Here is an 18126-nt window from a genome sequence, read left to right on the forward strand (position 1 = left end):
ACAACACCTTAACTAAAAGTCACCTGAAACAATATCAACAAGCTTATTCTGATCATTAATTAGCATCAATTCATCGTTAACAACAAAATTAAAACCTAGCAAATTTTCAACAGTTACATCATATTCTTCCAATTGCACTTCTAAATAGCTTGATTTAACTTTTTTCACAATTTTGCTAATGACTGAACCAGCTCTAACTATTACAAAATTTTCGTATTGCAATGCCCTTCCAAAAACCCCTGAAGATTGGTCATATTCCGGTGAATAAGCTGCCCAAACAACATCTGTCACCTTATACATCGCCACAAGTTCAGCGCTTGATATCTTTTTATCGATAACTAGCCCTCCCGAATTGGTAAACTTTAGTATCTGGGTCTCATCGAAACCAGAAACCTTACCAGCCGCAACAAATAGGTATTTTTCCCGTAGTTTTTCGGAGGATAAATACAACGCAATGAAAGAATCGAAACCTTTACTTTTATCTTGCTTACCGATTGCAGATAATATTTTTCGCCCATTAGCAGCTTCCCTAATCCTGCGTTCCAAATCGATACACGCGACTCCACCTACACTCTTACATAGAACATCTCTATCCCAGAATTGAAAATCATATATCCATTCATCACATATGCTTTCTAATTCTGGCTCAACATAAAATGGTACAATTGAAATGTTATTTATAAATTTTATTCGTCTTGTGAAACCCATTGCATTTTTTTTTACACCACTTTTCATAATTCCGCTCTTAAGCACATCCACACCTCGAAATACTAAGCCGGACGTTCTTCTTAAAAATAGACTCCTTAACAAAGATACTAGAAAATACATAACAAAACCTTCTTCTACCATAAGGAAAAGGACAGGTTTTCTAGTAAACATAGCAGTCAATAATGAGCACCTTCTGCCATTTAGTTTTTTCTCACAAAAATCTATATATTCGATGCGATGACCACTTTCAAGCCTAGAATAAAAGTTAAAATCCATTCCCTATTACCTTTCTTAATAAAGCTTTAATCCTAAATTTAAAGTAGTACTTGATTGGATTAGCCTTTCTGTTTGACAAAAGTATGGTTGGATACTTACTTCTTCTATCGTTGACTCTAAACAATCTATTCATAGAAAAGTATTGGCTTGGAAACTCCCCATAATCTGACGGGTCTCTATAAGGTATTAGACCATTTTTCTTTGCTAACAAGCTTAAAATAGATTGGTCATGTCTATGATCAAAAGCTTCTTCAGATTCCGTTGTCATATCATCGGTCACTAATTCTTTTTTTCTACAAAGATTTAAATACTCATTAACGAAAAAAACAGAATATGGCGTTTTTTTAAATAGCATATATGACGCGAGAATTTGATTAGAATCCTTGTATTCACTAGTTTCCAAACCCATAAAGTTGAATAAGTAATTATTTGTCCATTGCCGCTCAATAAGAGGCAGTTCAAATAACATTACAGACTTACCATCCTCATCCATAACATCAATAAGTAAATCTACGCTATTAATAAAAATTGTACCTGAGTCACAATACATTATGTAATCTCCGTCATTTGCAGAATCCATAACCTTTTTTATAAAATATGGTTTCCAAAGCCAATAACCAGCGCCTCTTTTCCTATTTAATACTTCAGAGTTATTTTCTACAAAATCATCATCCATGTCTTCTTTTTTAAACTCAAAAACTTTATCCACTTTACCTTTGTTTTTTGCCGTGTAAGTATTCCACTTCCTAAACGCCTCAAATTTATCGTCTGCAAAATTTATAGAAAGTTTCACTCGCTCTACTCCCTAGTACTAAGGAAAACAACATAATTAAAAATCCAAATGTACTTATTGCAGTTTTAATGATATATCCATCAAATACATCACTAATCAAAACTACAATAATGAAAAATATGAATGGAACTAAACAACTTCTATAAACTGAAAACAAAACCGAATAGTCAAATGGAACATTTTTTATTAGAAAAACAAAGCATATGGCCGTACTAATAACAGTACTCGATGCTGCCCCATGAACTCCATATAAGTATGTTAATGCTAGCAGGACTGGTATAAATATAATAAGTTGAATTGTTGCTGCAGAAGTTACCAGTTTAGGGTTCCCTAAAGCTCTATGGTATACAACCATTACAGAAATGAGACTTCCTATAGCCATTGTGATAGATAATATTTTTAAGACTATAATACCGTCCTTCCACTCTTCTCCCAGTAAAATAGGAAGTAAGCTAGAAATACTGAACATATAAATCACAGAAGAAAAAGCTAACAACGATATTTGCGATAATGATTTGGTCATAAACCTAGTCATATTATTAACATCTTTTTCGTTCATTCTAGAAAATGAAGGAAAGAGGTACTTACTATAAGCCATAGAAAACTCTGAAATTCCTAGTTGTGCTAGGCGATTACTCATGTGGTATATCCCTAAACTAGCATTCCCCAAAATCAGACCAGTAATTAACTTGTCAGACTGATTTAACAACAAATTAATTATATTATTCAACCAAATCCACTTACCGAAATTTGAGTATTTTTTAATATCTATATTGAAACTTTTAAACCTAATAAATAGCTTCCTATCAGTGCCAAATAATAGATAAGTAAGGATCAGTTTTATTATTTCACCTGCGGCCAAGCTTATAAATATTGCCACAAATTTGACATCAAGAAGAATCAAACCTACAAATATTAGAAAATCAAAAGACACTCCTAAAAAAGTTATGAAAAATATCTCTTTGAAGTTCCTCTCTCTTAATGCAATATACCAGTTTGGACTAACCATAGATTTAGACAAAGCGCAAACTGCAAGACATAAAGCAGATACCAACGTCTCAGAAGTATTAGTTACATAATTAGTTAAAGTTGGAATAGAAAATACTATGATCCCGATTACCACACCACGAAGTGTAAGCGCCAACCAAATGGAATCTAAATCACTTTCACTTGGATACCTCTCAGCTTGAACGATAGCCCCTATTAATCCGAACTCCGAAAGAGATTCCACTATCGCATAAAGAATTAGCAAAAGACCTACTATACCCATCACTTCTGGCCCAAAGCATTTGGCAGCAAAAAGAAACTTCATAGCAATTAGCAACTTACATAGGCCGTGATTGATAATAACCCACGTTGGATGGCAAGTAGGTAGAGTTAAAAGATTCTTCAAGACGAGTACCCATAATAGCCATAATCTTCACTACTTTTTGCGACCGTCCGATTTAAGATAACTCCGTCTATAGGTATAGAGTGGTCTACAAATTTGGCTATAGAGCCATTAAGTTGCTTTAGTTTTGTAGTACCTGATCCAATAACCAAAGCACAACCGCCAGCTATTTTCCCCAAAATCAGAGCATCACTAACTGCCACCACGGGAGGCGTATCAAAAATTATCTTGTCGTAATGCTTTTCAAGCGATGCTATTAGTTCAATGAACTTCTGACTGGCGAGTAACTCCTGTGCATTAGGAACTAACATACCTGCTGGCAAAACACTTAACCCGGACTTTTCATGTAAGTAGATACACTCATCCATGTCACTTCCCATCAGTATCAAATTGCTAAGTCCTAAATGGGAAACTTTGAGGCCAAACCTTTTGCCTACCGATGGCCTCCGTAAATCACAATCTATTAATAGCGTTTTCTCCATTTGGGCCATTGATAAAGCTAGATTGATAGAAACCGTAGTTTTTCCCTCACCAGGAACAGCTGATGATACAGCTATTAAACTTCTTTCTTTTCCAGCCATGTTAAGCAGTAATGAAGTTCGAATGCTCCTAACGGCCTCACTGAAATGATTAAATTTCTTATTAAAGTACGCCTCAGATAAAAGCGCCATTTTCGCAAACTGCCTACCTTTCAATAGGGGAATTGAACCTAGGGGAGCTAGGTGGAGCTTTTCTTGAATATCAGAAACAGATTCAATTGTATTTTTTGCTGAGTGACAGATTAATGAAAAGAAAATAGTAAAAACGAAGGATACTAGAGCTGATATTACGATAATCGCCATCTTTCTCGGTTTCGCAGGAACCAACGGAACACTAGCTAAATCACTAAAGCGAGCAACTAAAGGCTGGAAATCCATGGTGGCCATTGTTTCTTTTTGTCGATTTAGAAATAAGTCATAAAGCTTACGATTACTTTCTACTTCCCGCTTAAGAGCGTCATATGTCGCTCTCTTAACCGCAATCCCTTGGAATTGATCTTTTTTCCCATTCAATTCAGCTTGAATTGCATTTTCTTGCTTTCTCGCACCATTAAGCTCTTTCTCTATCCCCGTAGCCAAGCTGTTAAGCACTTTTCTTGTTCTGTCTTTCACTGAGGCTAACTGAGCTTGCGCTTGAATCATTTTGTCGTGTTTAGGGCCATAACGTTTACTTAGCTCAGAAACTAAACGTTCCGCTTCTATTTCAGCTAATCGCACATCTCTTAACTGCGGATGGTTAGATATTGCTGATATAGATGATAGCTGAGCAATCCCTGCATTACGGTTATCTTGCAGTACATAAAACAACGATTCCGCTGCAACTCTTCGATCTCTAGCATCACTTAAACGACGACTAATATCACTTAATTCAGCAGAAGCTAAACTATCGATACCACTCACATCTACTAAGCCTTCTCTCTCCAAAAAGCCTGTTAATCGATTTTCAGAAAATGTGACAGCTGTCTTTAGTTCTGTCAAACGATCTTCTAACCAGGTTGTTGCTTCTTGACTCGCTTGTAAATGTGCGTCTCGATTGTTCTCTATGTAAGCTTCCCCAACCGCATTCGCTAACGCTGCTGCTAAGCGCTTATCCCCAGACTCAAAGCTAATATTAACTAACTGTGTCTTTCTTATCGGACTAACGATCAATCTTTTACGAAATTCCGCCATAACCCTTTGAGATAACGCTTCTTGCATATCTAAATCAGAAGCAGCTTGTTGCGGCGGTAACCAACTTTGAACCAAAACCGACTCTTGAGCGTATCCCCGCAAAGTACCTATTGGATTTTTTAGCTTATCAAAGTTAGTAAGTTCCTTCTGACCGTTAAACTCCGCTAACTCACCTAGTTTATATTTATCTATAACCTTCTGAGCAATAGTTCGAGATTTAAGCAGCTCGAATTGAGTGAGATAATATTCCTGCTTAGATGTATCTACGCCTATCACCTCGGCTATAGAAACTGCATTTCGCTGTTCAGCTTCGATCAACAACACTGCTGTTGCTCGATATACGGGCGTTATAGAAAAAGCGATTAGAGTAGCTAATAGACCCACAATGAAAGTAAAGCCTATTATCATCGGCCAATATCTCAAAACTGCTATAAAGTATTGCCCTAAATCAATCAACTCCTCATTAGACTCAAATCGCTTAGCAGCCACGATCTGCTGATTTATCAAGTCATTGTCAATATGGTGAACATTGATACTCGAGTGTTTATTCACGTTTATACATCCTTGTTCATTCGATAGCCTCAAGACTTAAAAAAAGCTCGCCTTCACAACAATAATGTCGCCAGCTTGAATTTTAGAATTGAGCGTCGCCTTAGATACAAGGCTATTATTAGCGCCAGAACTCAAATTGATATTGGTTTTGGATGCGCGTTCGGTGAAACCGCCTGCAAGTGCAATAGCTTTTTCTATAGTTAAACCCGGTTGGTAGGCATACCCTCCTGGATTTTCTACCTCACCGTTGATAAATATCTGTCTATATTGAACAATATTTACGGCTACCTTCGGCTGAATTAAATAATCACCTTTTAAGCCGGTTTGAATAGTTTGTTTTAGCTCTTGGCTGGTTGCACCGCTCACGCTTAAACGGCCGAGGTAGGGGTAATCAATTTTGCCGCTGTTGTTTATTAACAGCTCCATGCTTAGGTCTTCTTCACCATACACTTTAATGTTGATTACATCGCCAGGCCCTAAGCGGTAATTGTCTTCATTGGCCGCATAGCTATTAAATATAGGCAGCAACAAACTACAAACTAATAAAATACGCTGTAACTTTATCAACATTTAAACCACCTCTGTTATGGAGATTAATTGCACACTGGTAATAACAGTAGTGACTCGGGTAACTTTCATATACTCCCTTGCATATCTAATGCCTTAATAGGCTTGGTCGCTGCGAAAACCTTTGAAAATGGTTTTATAGACAATTTTAATGTCCATCCATAAGCTCCATAGCTGGATATATTCCAGGTCATAGGCAATACGGCGCTCCATTTTGTCTAGGGTGTCGGTTTCGCCTCTGCAGCCATTTATTTGCGCCCAGCCAGTAATGCCGGGTTTAACTTTGTGGCGCAGCATGTAGCGGTCAACCACTTGTCGATACTCTTCGTTATGCGCTACCGCATGTGGGCGCGGCCCAACAATCGACATGCTGCCAAATAGCACATTAAAAAACTGCGGAAGTTCGTCTAGTGAAGTGCGGCGAATAAATGCGCCAAAGGGGGTAACCCGTGGGTCATTTTGGGTAGCTTGGGTCACTGTGCCGCCATTCTCCATTACCTTCATAGAGCGGAATTTCCAAACGCGAATTCTTTTACCGTCTAGGCCATAGCGGTCTTGCTTAAACAATATTGGCCCCGCAGAGCCCAGTTTTACGCCAATGGCTACCGCTAACATCAGCGGGCTGATCAAGGTGATAATAATGCTGGCTAACACCACATCTTGAATCCGCTTTACAGTTACACTAAATACACCTCGGAACGGGCTGTCGAATACACTCACTGTTTGAATATTGCCTAAGCTGCTCCAACGCGAGTGAATCAAGTTATAAGTGAAAAAATCGGGAACAATAAAGGTGGTGCAGGTAGTGTCTGACAACTGTTTGAGGTAACCGGTGATTCTATCTTTGGCATGCATTGGTAGCGCCACATACACATGGTCTACCTCGCCATTTTTAGCTAACTCTAAGGCTTTAGCTACCGAGCCTACCGGCCCAAAATAATGAGAGTCGTCGCCTAGGCGAGCACTGTCGCGATCATCAAAGAAACCAATAAAGTGTAAACCTAAGTCGGGGTTAGATATCAGCTCTTGGTGTAGCCTTAAGCCTGTTTCAGATACACCAATAATGAGGGTTTTACGAGTGTTGTAGCCAGTTTTTCTTAATAAGGCGAGTACTTCACGAAATACCATCCGCCATACAATCAATGCGATAGGCGTGACTAACAGCCAACCGCCAAATACTAGCCGTGAGTAGTTATCAGAAACTTTTAAGAAATAGTTAATCGCGAGTATTATTGCCACTGTTATCAGCCAAACACTTAATGTTGTTTGCGCTTGCTCTTTCACTGAGGCTATCCGCCATGAGCGGTACAAAGTGAAAGACTCTGCAATAACCAGAAACACCATGCCTAAGCCAATGGCTAACAGCCTGAAATCACCGTCTACCTGGCCATTTCTCCACCACGCTAATGATGCTAGCGTAGCAAAAATGATCACTAAGTCGGTAATGCGATAAACAAGCGCTAACTCAAACTCGTGGCTGCGAACAAAGCCATTTCTTTCGTTTCCCATAACACATCCTTGTGCCAAGCTTGTTGGCTAAAACGTGCCTATATTGGTGCTTTATTGCACAACATAGGTGAGCAGCGGGAATCCGTTCTCCTGCTGCTTAACTTATATCAATTAGTTTTTTGTTCGCAATAAACGACGGCCAAATACACCGGCAACAGACAACACAAACAACAAAATTGATGCAGGCTCTGGTACTGGAGCCGTTTCTGTAACGTTAAATAATGACCCACCCACGTATTGTTGTTCGGCATAGGCGTAAAGTGACCACTCGCCTACTTGTAATAAGTTATTGGCAAAAAGGTAATCATCAGACACAAAGGTCAACAAGCTTAAACCTAATAACTGCTGGTCAAGGATACTTGCCCATGAGATATAGCTATAATTAAACCCTTGCTCAACACCGCCGAAATACCAAAGGAAGGTAAGGTCTAAAAAACCGTTATCGTATGGGAATGCACCTTCATCTGAAGCAAAATCTAAAGCCTGTAAGTCAAAGCTAACAGTTGCTCTAACATCGTCGTTTATATCAACGGTGCTGGCAGAGCTTGCTACTGGGTATAGTGCAGGGTTTTGATGGGGTGATGCACCACCGGCTAAAAATACCAGCGGCCCTGCAGCCTCTGCGGGGTTTTCTGAAACCGGTATAATCCCGGCCGAAGTATTAAATGTGATTAACGCTGTGATTAAAAAAAAGATGGAAGCTTTCATTGCGGTTATCCTTACCAAAAAAGTGAAAAGCAACAACTGTCGTAAGTAACATAGCAATCACCAAGCCAAAAGTGATAACAAGATCACATTTTTTTAACCCTCTGTTTTTAAAGGTTTTTTTATTAATCTCCTAGGTTGTTAAGGACTTGTTAATATATTCGGTATGTAAATTAATTAGACGAATAAGGCTTAACTTACCATTTATGTTGTTTTTATTATCCACTGCTGTTTGTTTATTACAGCAGCGCTTTATTCTTAACAAATAAATCAGTAGAGAGGGTAAAGGAGCTTTCTGCTGGCCATTCACTATTAGCCAGAATATCAATAAGATTGGTACAGGTGTAAAATTAACCGACAAAAAAAGCCAGCGAATACGCTGGCTTTTAAATGGCTTAAATATGTATGTTAACGACCCGTTTTAAACTTGGTCCAAAGACGAGTGCGGGTGCGTTCTACTTTTGGGGGTACGTTTACAAAGCCGTAGAGATTTTTAGCGGCATCTTCATTGGGATAAATGCCTTGGTGCTGGGCAATCTCTGGGTCGATTAAGGCAGTGGCTTTAATATTTGGATTGGCATACCAAACAAAATCAGTCACTTTGGCAATCACTTCAGGGCGCAATACGTAGTTGATAAACGCATGGGCATTTTCTGGGTGTTTGGCTTCTTTAGGGATGGCAAACATATCAAACCAAACGCCTGCGCCTTCTTTAGGGATAATGTATTCTAGCTCAACCCCGTTATCAGCTTCAGCTGCACGGTCACCCGCCATAAGTACATCGCCAGACCACCCAATCGCCACACAAATGTCTCCACTGGCTAGGTCGTTAATGTATTGAGAGCTGTGGAAGTAGCGAACGTTAGGACGCAATTGCTCCATTAAGTTTTCTATCTCACCTTTATAGTCAGACGATTTAGTACTATTAGGATCTTTGCCCATGTAGTTCAGCATAGCTGCTATCACTTCACTTGGCGCATCTAAAAATGCTATACCACATTGGCTTAGCTTGCCGGCAATCTCAGGATCAAAGACCAAAGACCAAGAGTTAAGATCGGCATCTTCGCCAAGAATTTCTTTTACTTTATTAACGTTGTAGCCAATACCGGTCGTTCCCCACATATAAGGAATACCATACAGGTTACCTGGGTCGTAACTATCTAAGGTGGCGAGTAGTTTTGGGTCAAGGTTATCCCAATTGGTCAGCTTAGAGCGATCTAGCTGTTGGTATACCCCTGCGGTAATTTGTCTACCGTAAAAGTCATGAGACGGCGCAACAATATCAAAACCGGTGTTACCTGATAGTAACTTAGCTTCTAATACTTCATTAGAATCAAAGACGTCGTAAATGACTTTAATGCCAGTTTCTTTTTCAAACTCTGCAATGGTGTCTTCTGCAATATACTCAGTCCAGTTGTAAACATTCAGTACTTTCTCTTCTTGAGCTATTACTGCGTTAGTGGCCAATGCCAAAAGCCCAACCAACAACATGTTTATTTTATTCACTCATACAATCCTCAATAGGGTGTGATACGAAATCACAGAAATCTTGTTTGATACCTTATTAGTGTAGTTTGCGGGGTGAAAACTGACAAAAAAGCGCACTTTTTCTTCCACCAGCAAACGCCGCGAGATAATAACGGGTAATTTATCTAAACCCAAGTGCTAGCTGGCTAACATTTATCCAAAAAAGCACTTTGAAAAGGCTTTACTAGTGGTTAAAATTGTCGATTAACTAATTTTTGGGTTATTAGCGTTACATATAAGGTAATCGTTAGCGCTTAACGCAATAGGAAGGAAGACATTCAAAAAAATGATTAGCGACCAACAAATTGAGACCATTCGTCAACAACTCACCGAGCAATTGAACGAAACTCAACAGCGCCTAGAGCAAGACAACGAGCTGTTCAAAGATAAAGTTGATTTAGGTGACGACGTCGATCGCGCCAACCAAGAAGAGTCTCAACAACTCCAGCTAAACCGTCGCCAACATGACCTCGCCCACGTTAAAAGCTTAAAAGATGCACTGCGCCGTATTGCAGAGCAAGATTATGGCTTTTGTGAAGGCTGTGGCGAAGATATTAGCACCGCCCGCCTTAATGCCCGCCCAGAATCGCGCTATTGTATTGATTGCCAAGATTATCGCGAACGAAAAAGTAGTCAATACGCCTAAGGTTTTACGCTAAAAGAAATTAATCTTGGTATTCCTTACTAAGATCATATTCACTGGGACTGCTCGCTGCTATAATTCTGTTCCGATTTCACATCGGATTAGGATCTGCGAGCATGAACAACCCGCTTTATCAAAAGCACATTATCTCTATCCCTGATTTATCCCGTCAGGAGCTTGAGTTAATCGTCGACACAGCCACTAGCATCAAGCAACAACCACGCCCAGAGTTATTACGAAACAAAGTTGTTGCCAGCTGTTTTTTTGAAGCTTCAACCCGTACTCGTTTATCTTTTGAAACGGCCGTTCAGCGCTTAGGTGGCAGCGTGATAGGTTTTGCCGATGGTGGCAACACCTCTTTAGGCAAGAAGGGTGAAACCTTAGTTGATTCGGTAAAAGTTATTTCATCTTATAGTGATGCTTTTTTTATGCGTCACCCACAAGAAGGTGCCGCGCGCTTAGCCAGCGAATTTTCGAATGTACCGGTGATTAACGGTGGCGACGGTTCAAACCAGCACCCTACCCAAACCTTGCTAGATTTGTTCACGATCTTTGAAACCCAAGGTAGTTTAGAAGGCTTAAAAGTCGCTTTTGTCGGTGACTTAAAATATGGCCGCACGGTTCACTCTCTCACTCAAGCTTTGTCACTCTTTGGCTGCGAATTTTACTTTATTGCCCCCAAGGCACTGGCGATGCCCGACTATATTATTGAAGAGTTAAACGAGCGAGAAATCAAATACAGTCTGCACGACAGTATTGAAGAAGTGGTGGACGAACTCGACATCTTATATATGACCCGCGTGCAAAAAGAACGTTTCGACGAAACTGAATACCAACATATTAAATCAAGCTTTATTCTACGCGCCAATATGCTTGAGCAGGTCAAAGACAACCTTAAGATCTTGCATCCGCTACCACGAGTTGACGAAATTACTACCGACGTTGATAACACACCTTATGCCTATTATTTCGAGCAGGCCGAGAACGGTGTTTATGCGCGCCAAGCCTTATTAGCGCTAATTATGACTAACGAATTTGGAGCGCAATAATGAAGAAGAAGTTGCAAGTTGAAGCGATTGCTCACGGAACAGTGATTGACCACGTGCCTGCAGGGCAAGGCATTAAGATATTAAAGTTTTTCCAACTATCGGCAGCTCAAGAACGAATTACCGTTGGCTTAAACTTACCCAGCGGAGAGCAACAACAAAAAGATTTGATCAAAGTTGAAAATACCGTTTTTGATGAGAACCAAGCCAATCAGTTGGCCTTGTTTGCCCCCAATGCCACCATTAACTTAATTGAAGATTTTGAGGTGGTGAGAAAGTTCCACGTGTCTACGCCCGACTATATCAAGGCGGTGTTTGCTTGCCCAAATAGTAATTGTATAAGCCATAACGAACCTATCGACAGCCATTTTTATGTAAGACACCAAAAAACAGACATCAAACTGAAATGTCACTACTGTGAAAAATCTTTTGACCGCAGTTTATTCTCAGAGCTAGATTAAAGTCTGCACTAAGCGATATAAATCAACCACAGAGCGCCAGTCGCTCTGTTTTTCTATCCACACTCAACCCTTTAATACGCAACAAAAACCGAACAAGTCTTTCAAGCTAGCGCCTGTTAAGCAGGGAGCGCAGCGCTTCAGTGGCTAACGGTACAAATAGCGGCTAGTTTACGTTGAGTAAAAGATAAAACAAACGTTGATCTATTCATCTATCATTAACGTTAGTAGTATTAATCCAAGATAATGATTTCACTAAGATTACCCAGATACAAGGATGTGACGAATGTTTAAACGAGTAAGCTCGTTAGTGTGCTGTAGTATGTTGTTGAGTGTTGCCGCAGATGCTCGACCGTTAGCCGAAGAGTCTGGCTGGTCTGCAACCATCAACTTAAACGTCGGTTACGTAAGCGGCCAAAACCAATTCTCTACCGATGACGATAATAAAATCACCAAAGATCTTAACAACAACGGTCAAAGCTCTAGCTCAGTGATTGTTTACCCACTGGTCCGTGTTGACTACACCACCGAAGATCTTAAAAACCAATTTTTCTTAGGTAACAGCCGCGAGAATTTAGGCAGAGCACAATTTCAATACGAGCTCGGTTACACCCGAGCGTTAAGCGATCGCAGTAAAATTACTGCTGCTTACTTCCCCGAGTTACCTTTCATGAATGACACATGGAGTGACCCCTATGATACTAATGTCGCCAGACAAGAAACCGATGAGAACTACCAAGGTGGGCGGATACGTTACGAAGCGATAGCTGATGGCCCGTTAACTCTAGAATATGCCTACGCTAAACGCACCGTAGATAACGAGCAAAGTGGAGTGGCATTATTCGGGGCAAATTCAAGCGAAGCCCAAGCTCTGAACCGTAATGCCGATTTACACCGTGTTATTGCCGAAACCTTTGTGCCTTTGTCGCGCAAATGGTTTTTATCACCCGCTTTGTTATATACCACCGCCAAAGCTGATGGCAGCGCCAACGACTTTGACCAATATGCTTTGCGCTTAAACAGTTTGTACCGCTCTGGTCAGCATCTATTCACTGTAAACGCTGAATATGGCCAAACTAAATACTCTGGAAGCAACCCTGTATTTGATAATCAAACCCAAAAAGACGACAAAATATCACTGTTTGCCATCTACGTTTATCAACAACCTTTTGGTTGGGAAAACGCCATGTTTAATATATTGGGTGGCTACAACGATACCGACTCAAACATTACGTTCTACGATAGCAAAGGTGGCATAGCAGCCTTTGGCTTTGGTTATAAGTTCTAGTAGCAACAGCGGATCATTTAGGCAGCTATTACAGCTGCCTTTTTTGTTGCCGTGGTTTAGCTATTTACTCTTGGCTTAAATCTAACTCTGCCATATAGATAGCCGTTTTATCGTGGTGGCTAGAGTAGTAACTACAATAGATGCGCTCGCCGCGCTGCACTAGCCCAGCGTAACTGGTGTCTCCACCAGAGGGTAAAACCTGCACTTCTTTCAGTTGGCCCCGCTCTACCTGAAGCCAACACAAACTGGTACGCACCGGCTCATATAAACGTACCGCGCATAATACTCGGCCATCATCAAGTTTAAGCATTACTGGGCCGCCAATTTGTGCGCCTAAGTCTAGCCAATCCCAGTTAAGGTAAGGCGCGGTAGCTGAACCTAATTGGGCAGTGCCGCTGTCTTTATCACGGCGTAATAAACACAAGGCCGAGCCATCATCTAACAAGGCAAGATCATGCTCATTGGGGTAAGCTAAACCGTTTTGTTCAAGGCTAAATAAAGGGTCTACGTGTAACTGGTATTGCTGCTCAGCATCCATTTTATATAAGCTCACTTTATCTAGGCTGTAATTGTAAGCCACTGAATACGCCACATCATTCAGGTAGCGACTGCGCCATAACCACATGCCCTGCTCGCCTTGAGGGCTAAGCTCAGACCAAGTGATGCCATCACTAGACCAGGCAATATAACTTTGGATTATTTGGCGCTCTGCACTGCGGTCTACCCCAGCGCAAGTGAGTAGTAACTTACCATCTGGGCTTTCTACCAGCTTGGGGTCACGTAAATCGATACCCTCTACATGAATCAATGCCGCTGCGCTGAAATGGCTCTGATCATCCGCTCTACGCAGAATACGAATATCACCCTCTGGGCTGACATGGCCTTCGGCTTCACGAAAACACAACCACAATGCTGAGTTAAAATCGCATAAGTCTGTAAAAGCGTTGTGCTCGCCTTTATCCCAAACCTGTTCTACCAAACATAACTTCATGGTGACCTCTATGGTGTTGATGACACTACCGCAACAGTTAAGCCTAGCTCGCGAATACAAAATAAGGCCGCTTAACCATTATCGTTATCAATACTTAATTGCTTAGTATCGTTATCGACCCATTTGATTTAAGCTGAATGTTAGTTTCAATTAATCGCAAAGATATCCCAAGGAGGGACTATGTTTTTGGATTTTTTCGCGCTGGGTTTACTGTTCTTTGTAGGCCTAACCTTGTTTTACGGCATTATCGCCATTCACGATATCCCCTATGAAATATCAAAGCATCGCAACCATCCCCATCAAGATGCGATTCATGTTGCCGGTTGGGTTAGCTTGTTTACCTTACATGTTCTTTGGCCCTTTTTATGGATCTGGGCCACCTTATACCGCGAAGACCGAGGTTGGGGTTTTAAACAGCTTGAACAACAAGAACAAGCGCTTGAAGATAGGCAACAACAGCTCGAAGGAAAAGAGCAGCAGCTAGCATCTCGTGAAGATGAAATGGCCGCCGAAATCAGCAAATTGAAACGCCAAGTGGCCATTATTAGTAAACATGTGCAACAACTAGAACAACAGGAGAACCAATAATGGATTTATTGCTTATCCTCACTTATACCGGCATGTGTATTGCCATATTCAAAATTTTCAATATTCCCTTAACTAAGTGGACCGTGCCTACCGCCGTATTAGGTGGGGTAATAATCATTGGGGCATTAATTATATTAATGAACTATAACCACCCCTATACCGCCAACGCTCGCCAAGTGTATACCTCGGTGCCTATTATGCCTTTAGTGCGTGGCAAGGTGATCGACGTGCCAGTTGAACCCAACCGCTTAATCAAGGCAGGTGATGTACTGTTTAAACTTGACCCTGAGCCCTTTGAAGCCATAGTGCGGCAACGCCAAGCCGAATTGGCGGCGGCTCAGCAACAAGTACCACAACTGTATGCCCAATTGGCCAGTGCTAAAGCGACTACCGCGTCAGCCAAAGCGGTGCGCGATAGAACTCAACAAGCTTACCAACGCTATGCCGATGGCCGAAAGAAAGGCGGAAAAAATAGCCCATTTAGTGAGCTAGAAGTAGAAAATCGTCAACAAGCTTATCTGGCTGCCGAAGCACAATTACAAGTGGCAGACGCCAATGAAATGCGAGCTCAATTAGCCTACGAGTCTACCTTTGACGGCGTAAACACCAGCGTGGCCAGCTTACAAAGCCAATTGGATAAGGCACTGTTCGACTTAGAACAAACCGTGATCCATGCACCTACCGACGGCTACGTGACACAAGTCGGCCTACGTAAAGGGATGGTAGCAGTGCCAATGCCCTTAAGACCGGTAATGACCTTTATCCCTAAAGAAGAGGCGATGTTTGTCGGTGCCTTTTGGGAAAACTCAATTAAGCGTCTTAAATCGGGCGACCAAGCAGAGTTCATTGTTAGCGCCCAACCAGGTATTGTATTTAAAGGAACCGTAAGGCAAGTCATGCCCACGATTGCCGAAGGTGAATTTCAGGCCAATGGTAATTTACGCGGCGCAGAAACTTTCTTTAAACATAGCCGCGCTTTAGTGATTATTGACCCCGAAGAACGCTTTGACGAATTTCACTTCCCGATGGGAATCAGTGGCCATGTTGCCATTTATACTGACCACTTCCATCATGTATCGGTAATCAGAAAAGTATTATTGAGAATGCAAGGATGGGTGAATTACATCTTCCCCTTCCACTAAGCTAGCAGCTAAAAGATAAGGCCAGCAGATTGCTGGCCTTATCTTATTTTTCCAATTCTTCTACGCGGTGTTTTAACGCGACTAACTCTTGTTGCAACAAGTTTATTTGCTGTTGTAAATCAGTGTGTTGTTCAACAATGACTGGGGTTGCTGCAACACTGCTGGCTGCTGGCAAGGTCGGCTCACCAGAGAATAGATGGGCGTAACGTGATTCACGCTTGCCTGGCTCACGCTCTAACCTTAACACCAATTTACCGCTGTCGTGATCGGCCAGTGCCTGCAGACTTTGTTCTACTTGTTGCACACTAGCAAAATTAGCTAGGCGCTGACTGCGCGTACGCAATTCCCCCGGCGTTTGTGGGCCACGTAAAAACATCAAACAAATAATCGCTCGTTGTTGCTCATCTAACTGTAAACCGCCAAATTGAGAATTACAGAAACGATGTTGATAACGCACCACGCGGCCAGCCATCGGGGCCTCGGTAACCATGCGTAATTGCTGCAGCTGCACCAAGACATCTTGAACCTCAGCTTCTGATAGGGCCATTACTGGTTCACGGTTACTTTTTTGATTACACGCCAAGGTTAGGGCATTTAGCGACAAAGGGTATTGGTCTGGAGTGGTGGTTTCTTTCTCTAACAGTGCGCCAATAACACGGGTTTGTTCTAAGGTTAAATTTTGTTCCACTTATCACCTCTCTAGCAGATTGTAATAACAGCAGCTTTCGCCTTGTAGATTAGCATACGCCAATATTTTGCAGCGAAACAGCATAGCCGAAAAGTTTAATCTTCTTGAACAATATTTAGGCATAAGCAAAGGCATAAAATGGAAGAAAAGCCTGATAAACTGCCTTTGAATTGATGTTTTTTTGATATAGATTAGCTTTACTGTTCTAATTAGTCGGTAAGGTAGCCCCCTTCTTTTGGTGAGCTAAACCTAGTATGCCACCATTGAGTTTTAGTCCTTATATTATTGATAGGCTGGACAGCAGGATATGGAATCATTTCGTTGGACTTCTGACTTTGAGACAGGTTTAACTACGGTTGATCAACAGCACCGTAATTTGATCGATCTTATCAATCAGATTGGTGAGCAACTCACCGAACAAGATACCCCTAGCGAAGCGATTGAATCACTGTCTGTAGAACTCAATCGTTATGTTATTGAGCACTTCCAAGAAGAAGAAACACTGATGGCGGTGAATCGGGTTGATCCCAGACATCGCAAAGCTCACATCAAAGCTCATCATGAATTTTTAGCGGAAGTTGCCAACCTCAAGGTACTTGATAGCAACAGCCAACAAGAAAAAGTTAAGCACCTGCTCGACTACCTGATTCAATGGTTGGCCTATCACATATTGGGCATCGATCAAGTGCTTGCTAAGCAACTAGAATATATCCAAGCTGGTGATCCACCTGCACTGGCTTTTAGCAAAACAGAGCAGCCTGCCGACTTAGCCACCGAACCGCTAATTGCCGCTTTACGCGGTTTATTTCATCAGGTAAGTTTACGCAATCACGAATTGCTCGAGCTCAACCAAAATCTTGAGCAGAAAGTACAAGAGCGAACCTTAGCCTTACAAAAAACTAATCGCCATCTGCAATCGTTGGCGCATACTGATGTACTCACTGGTTTGCCTAATCGACGCCATGCCATGATCCAATTAAAAGAGCTGTGGCGACAATCTTTAAAACAAGATACCCCTTTAGCTTGCATGATGATTGACGCTGACCATTTCAAACAGATTAACGATCGTAATGGTCATGATGCGGGCGATGCCGTGCTTATGTTGTTAGCAAGATCATTACGTGAATCAGTGAGAAATGACGACGTAGTAGCACGTTTAGGTGGTGATGAGTTTTTGTTGATTTGCCCCAATACCGATGCGCAAGGCAGCCTACGTTTAGGTAACGACATACGTGAGCGTATCGACGCAATGCAAATCAACAAGCAACAATACAAGGTCAGTGTAAGTGTAGGGATTGCCCACCGTAACGACAAGATGCAGCACCATGAAGAAATGATGAAAGCGGCAGACAAAGCCGTTTACCAAGCTAAAGCCGAAGGCAAAAACTGTGTTCGGGTATATCAAACTGATTCAGCCAAACAAGCTAGCTAAACAGCCGCACAAACATTTTGGCCCACCCCAATACAAGACTCTGAGAAAATGGCGCGCTACACTAGTTATAGTTTGGCTTTAGCGCCATTTTTCTTGCTTGTTGTGTAGGATGGA

At 41.5% G+C, this 18126-nt stretch carries 17 protein-coding genes; 7 read left to right on the forward strand and 10 right to left on the reverse strand.

The features are described 5' to 3' along the window. Window positions 1-12 precede the first annotated feature (12 nt). From M0C34_RS18935 to M0C34_RS18970, 8 genes are all read right to left on the reverse strand, one after another. Window positions 13-984 carry a hypothetical protein gene (locus M0C34_RS18935; protein WP_248713212.1) on the reverse strand — a complete coding sequence of 324 codons (972 nt, stop codon included), beginning with the start codon at window positions 982-984 and terminating at the stop codon, window positions 13-15. Continuing rightward, the gene (locus M0C34_RS18940; RefSeq protein ID WP_248713213.1) at window positions 974-1777 is read right to left on the reverse strand and encodes a hypothetical protein; all 804 of its coding nucleotides are present in this window, start codon (window positions 1775-1777) and stop codon (window positions 974-976) included. The genes M0C34_RS18935 and M0C34_RS18940 overlap by 11 nt, the downstream gene beginning before the upstream one ends. After that, window positions 1746-3170 (reverse strand): oligosaccharide flippase family protein, encoded by a 1425-nt coding sequence (locus tag M0C34_RS18945; RefSeq protein ID WP_371923092.1) that lies wholly within the window; start codon window positions 3168-3170, stop codon window positions 1746-1748. The genes M0C34_RS18940 and M0C34_RS18945 overlap by 32 nt, the downstream gene beginning before the upstream one ends. Continuing rightward, entirely contained in the window at window positions 3167-5428 is a 2262-nt protein-coding gene (locus tag M0C34_RS18950; RefSeq protein ID WP_248713215.1) for a GumC family protein, read from the reverse strand. The genes M0C34_RS18945 and M0C34_RS18950 overlap by 4 nt, the downstream gene beginning before the upstream one ends. A 36-nt stretch (window positions 5429-5464) precedes the next feature. Next, a complete protein-coding gene (locus tag M0C34_RS18955) occupies window positions 5465-5998 on the reverse strand; it encodes a polysaccharide biosynthesis/export family protein (protein ID WP_248713216.1) in 534 nt (177 codons plus the stop codon). A 93-nt stretch (window positions 5999-6091) separates the two neighbouring features. Beyond that, window positions 6092-7504: an undecaprenyl-phosphate glucose phosphotransferase gene (locus M0C34_RS18960; RefSeq protein ID WP_248713217.1), complete on the reverse strand. Its 1413-nt coding sequence runs from the start codon at window positions 7502-7504 to the stop codon at window positions 6092-6094. Window positions 7505-7615: 111 nt separating this feature from the next. Continuing rightward, a complete protein-coding gene (locus tag M0C34_RS18965) occupies window positions 7616-8212 on the reverse strand; it encodes a PEP-CTERM sorting domain-containing protein (protein WP_248713218.1) in 597 nt (198 codons plus the stop codon). Window positions 8213-8617: 405 nt separating this feature from the next. After that, complete coding sequence (locus M0C34_RS18970) at window positions 8618-9700, reverse strand: extracellular solute-binding protein (protein WP_248715667.1); 1083 nt, start codon at window positions 9698-9700, stop codon at window positions 8618-8620. A gap of 322 nt (window positions 9701-10022) precedes the next feature. Here M0C34_RS18970 and M0C34_RS18975 point away from each other — a divergent pair, with 322 nt between their 5' ends. From M0C34_RS18975 to M0C34_RS18990, 4 genes are all read left to right on the forward strand, one after another. Then, complete coding sequence (locus tag M0C34_RS18975) at window positions 10023-10382, forward strand: TraR/DksA family transcriptional regulator (protein ID WP_248713219.1); 360 nt, start codon at window positions 10023-10025, stop codon at window positions 10380-10382. Between the two features lie 113 nt (window positions 10383-10495). Then, window positions 10496-11428, forward strand: coding sequence for an aspartate carbamoyltransferase (gene pyrB / locus M0C34_RS18980; protein WP_248713220.1), 933 nt, complete (start codon window positions 10496-10498; stop codon window positions 11426-11428). Beyond that, window positions 11428-11886: an aspartate carbamoyltransferase regulatory subunit gene (gene pyrI, locus M0C34_RS18985; protein ID WP_248713221.1), complete on the forward strand. Its 459-nt coding sequence runs from the start codon at window positions 11428-11430 to the stop codon at window positions 11884-11886. The genes pyrB and pyrI overlap by 1 nt, the downstream gene beginning before the upstream one ends. 283 nt (window positions 11887-12169) lie before the next feature. Next, window positions 12170-13171, forward strand: coding sequence for a DUF2860 domain-containing protein (locus M0C34_RS18990; protein WP_248713222.1), 1002 nt, complete (start codon window positions 12170-12172; stop codon window positions 13169-13171). Window positions 13172-13235: 64 nt separating this feature from the next. Here the strand turns inward: M0C34_RS18990 and M0C34_RS18995 are convergent, their stop codons facing one another. Beyond that, entirely contained in the window at window positions 13236-14162 is a 927-nt protein-coding gene (locus tag M0C34_RS18995; RefSeq protein WP_248713223.1) for a sialidase family protein, read from the reverse strand. A gap of 180 nt (window positions 14163-14342) precedes the next feature. Between M0C34_RS18995 and M0C34_RS19000 the strand changes: the two genes are divergently transcribed. Together M0C34_RS19000 and M0C34_RS19005 are read left to right on the forward strand one after the other, a co-directional pair. Beyond that, window positions 14343-14750, forward strand: a complete 408-nt coding sequence (locus M0C34_RS19000; RefSeq protein ID WP_248713224.1) for a DUF3302 domain-containing protein — start codon at window positions 14343-14345, stop codon at window positions 14748-14750. Further along, entirely contained in the window at window positions 14750-15892 is a 1143-nt protein-coding gene (locus M0C34_RS19005; protein WP_248713225.1) for an HlyD family secretion protein, read from the forward strand. Before M0C34_RS19000 ends, M0C34_RS19005 begins: the two co-directional genes overlap by 1 nt. A 43-nt stretch (window positions 15893-15935) precedes the next feature. Here M0C34_RS19005 and M0C34_RS19010 read toward each other — a convergent pair whose 3' ends face one another. After that, complete coding sequence (locus tag M0C34_RS19010; protein ID WP_248713226.1) at window positions 15936-16580, reverse strand: YceH family protein; 645 nt, start codon at window positions 16578-16580, stop codon at window positions 15936-15938. Window positions 16581-16887: 307 nt separating this feature from the next. Here M0C34_RS19010 and M0C34_RS19015 point away from each other — a divergent pair, with 307 nt between their 5' ends. Then, on the forward strand, window positions 16888-18012 hold the full coding sequence (locus tag M0C34_RS19015; protein ID WP_248713227.1) for a GGDEF domain-containing protein: 1125 nt from the start codon (window positions 16888-16890) through the stop codon (window positions 18010-18012). The last annotated feature ends 114 nt before the right edge of the window (window positions 18013-18126 follow it).

It is taken from the genome of Agarivorans sp. TSD2052, assembly GCF_023238625.1.
Lineage (GTDB): Bacteria > Pseudomonadota > Gammaproteobacteria > Enterobacterales > Celerinatantimonadaceae > Agarivorans.

Bases quoted from the DNA above. Each gene is read 5' to 3' on its own strand.
- M0C34_RS18935 (WP_248713212.1), bottom strand. From the start codon at position 984: ATGGATTTTAACTTTTATTCTAGGCTTGAAAGTGGTCATCGCATCGAA.
- M0C34_RS18955 (WP_248713216.1), bottom strand. From the start codon at position 5,998: ATGTTGATAAAGTTACAGCGTATTTTATTAGTTTGTAGTTTGTTGCTG.
- M0C34_RS18960 (WP_248713217.1), bottom strand. From the start codon at position 7,504: ATGGGAAACGAAAGAAATGGCTTTGTTCGCAGCCACGAGTTTGAGTTA.
- M0C34_RS18965 (WP_248713218.1), bottom strand. From the start codon at position 8,212: ATGAAAGCTTCCATCTTTTTTTTAATCACAGCGTTAATCACATTTAAT.
- M0C34_RS18970 (WP_248715667.1), bottom strand. From the start codon at position 9,700: ATGTTGTTGGTTGGGCTTTTGGCATTGGCCACTAACGCAGTAATAGCT.
- M0C34_RS18975 (WP_248713219.1), top strand. From the start codon at position 10,023: ATGATTAGCGACCAACAAATTGAGACCATTCGTCAACAACTCACCGAG.
- pyrB (WP_248713220.1), top strand. From the start codon at position 10,496: ATGAACAACCCGCTTTATCAAAAGCACATTATCTCTATCCCTGATTTA.
- pyrI (WP_248713221.1), top strand. From the start codon at position 11,428: ATGAAGAAGAAGTTGCAAGTTGAAGCGATTGCTCACGGAACAGTGATT.
- M0C34_RS18990 (WP_248713222.1), top strand. From the start codon at position 12,170: ATGTTTAAACGAGTAAGCTCGTTAGTGTGCTGTAGTATGTTGTTGAGT.
- M0C34_RS18995 (WP_248713223.1), bottom strand. From the start codon at position 14,162: ATGAAGTTATGTTTGGTAGAACAGGTTTGGGATAAAGGCGAGCACAAC.
- M0C34_RS19000 (WP_248713224.1), top strand. From the start codon at position 14,343: ATGTTTTTGGATTTTTTCGCGCTGGGTTTACTGTTCTTTGTAGGCCTA.
- M0C34_RS19005 (WP_248713225.1), top strand. From the start codon at position 14,750: ATGGATTTATTGCTTATCCTCACTTATACCGGCATGTGTATTGCCATA.
- M0C34_RS19015 (WP_248713227.1), top strand. From the start codon at position 16,888: ATGGAATCATTTCGTTGGACTTCTGACTTTGAGACAGGTTTAACTACG.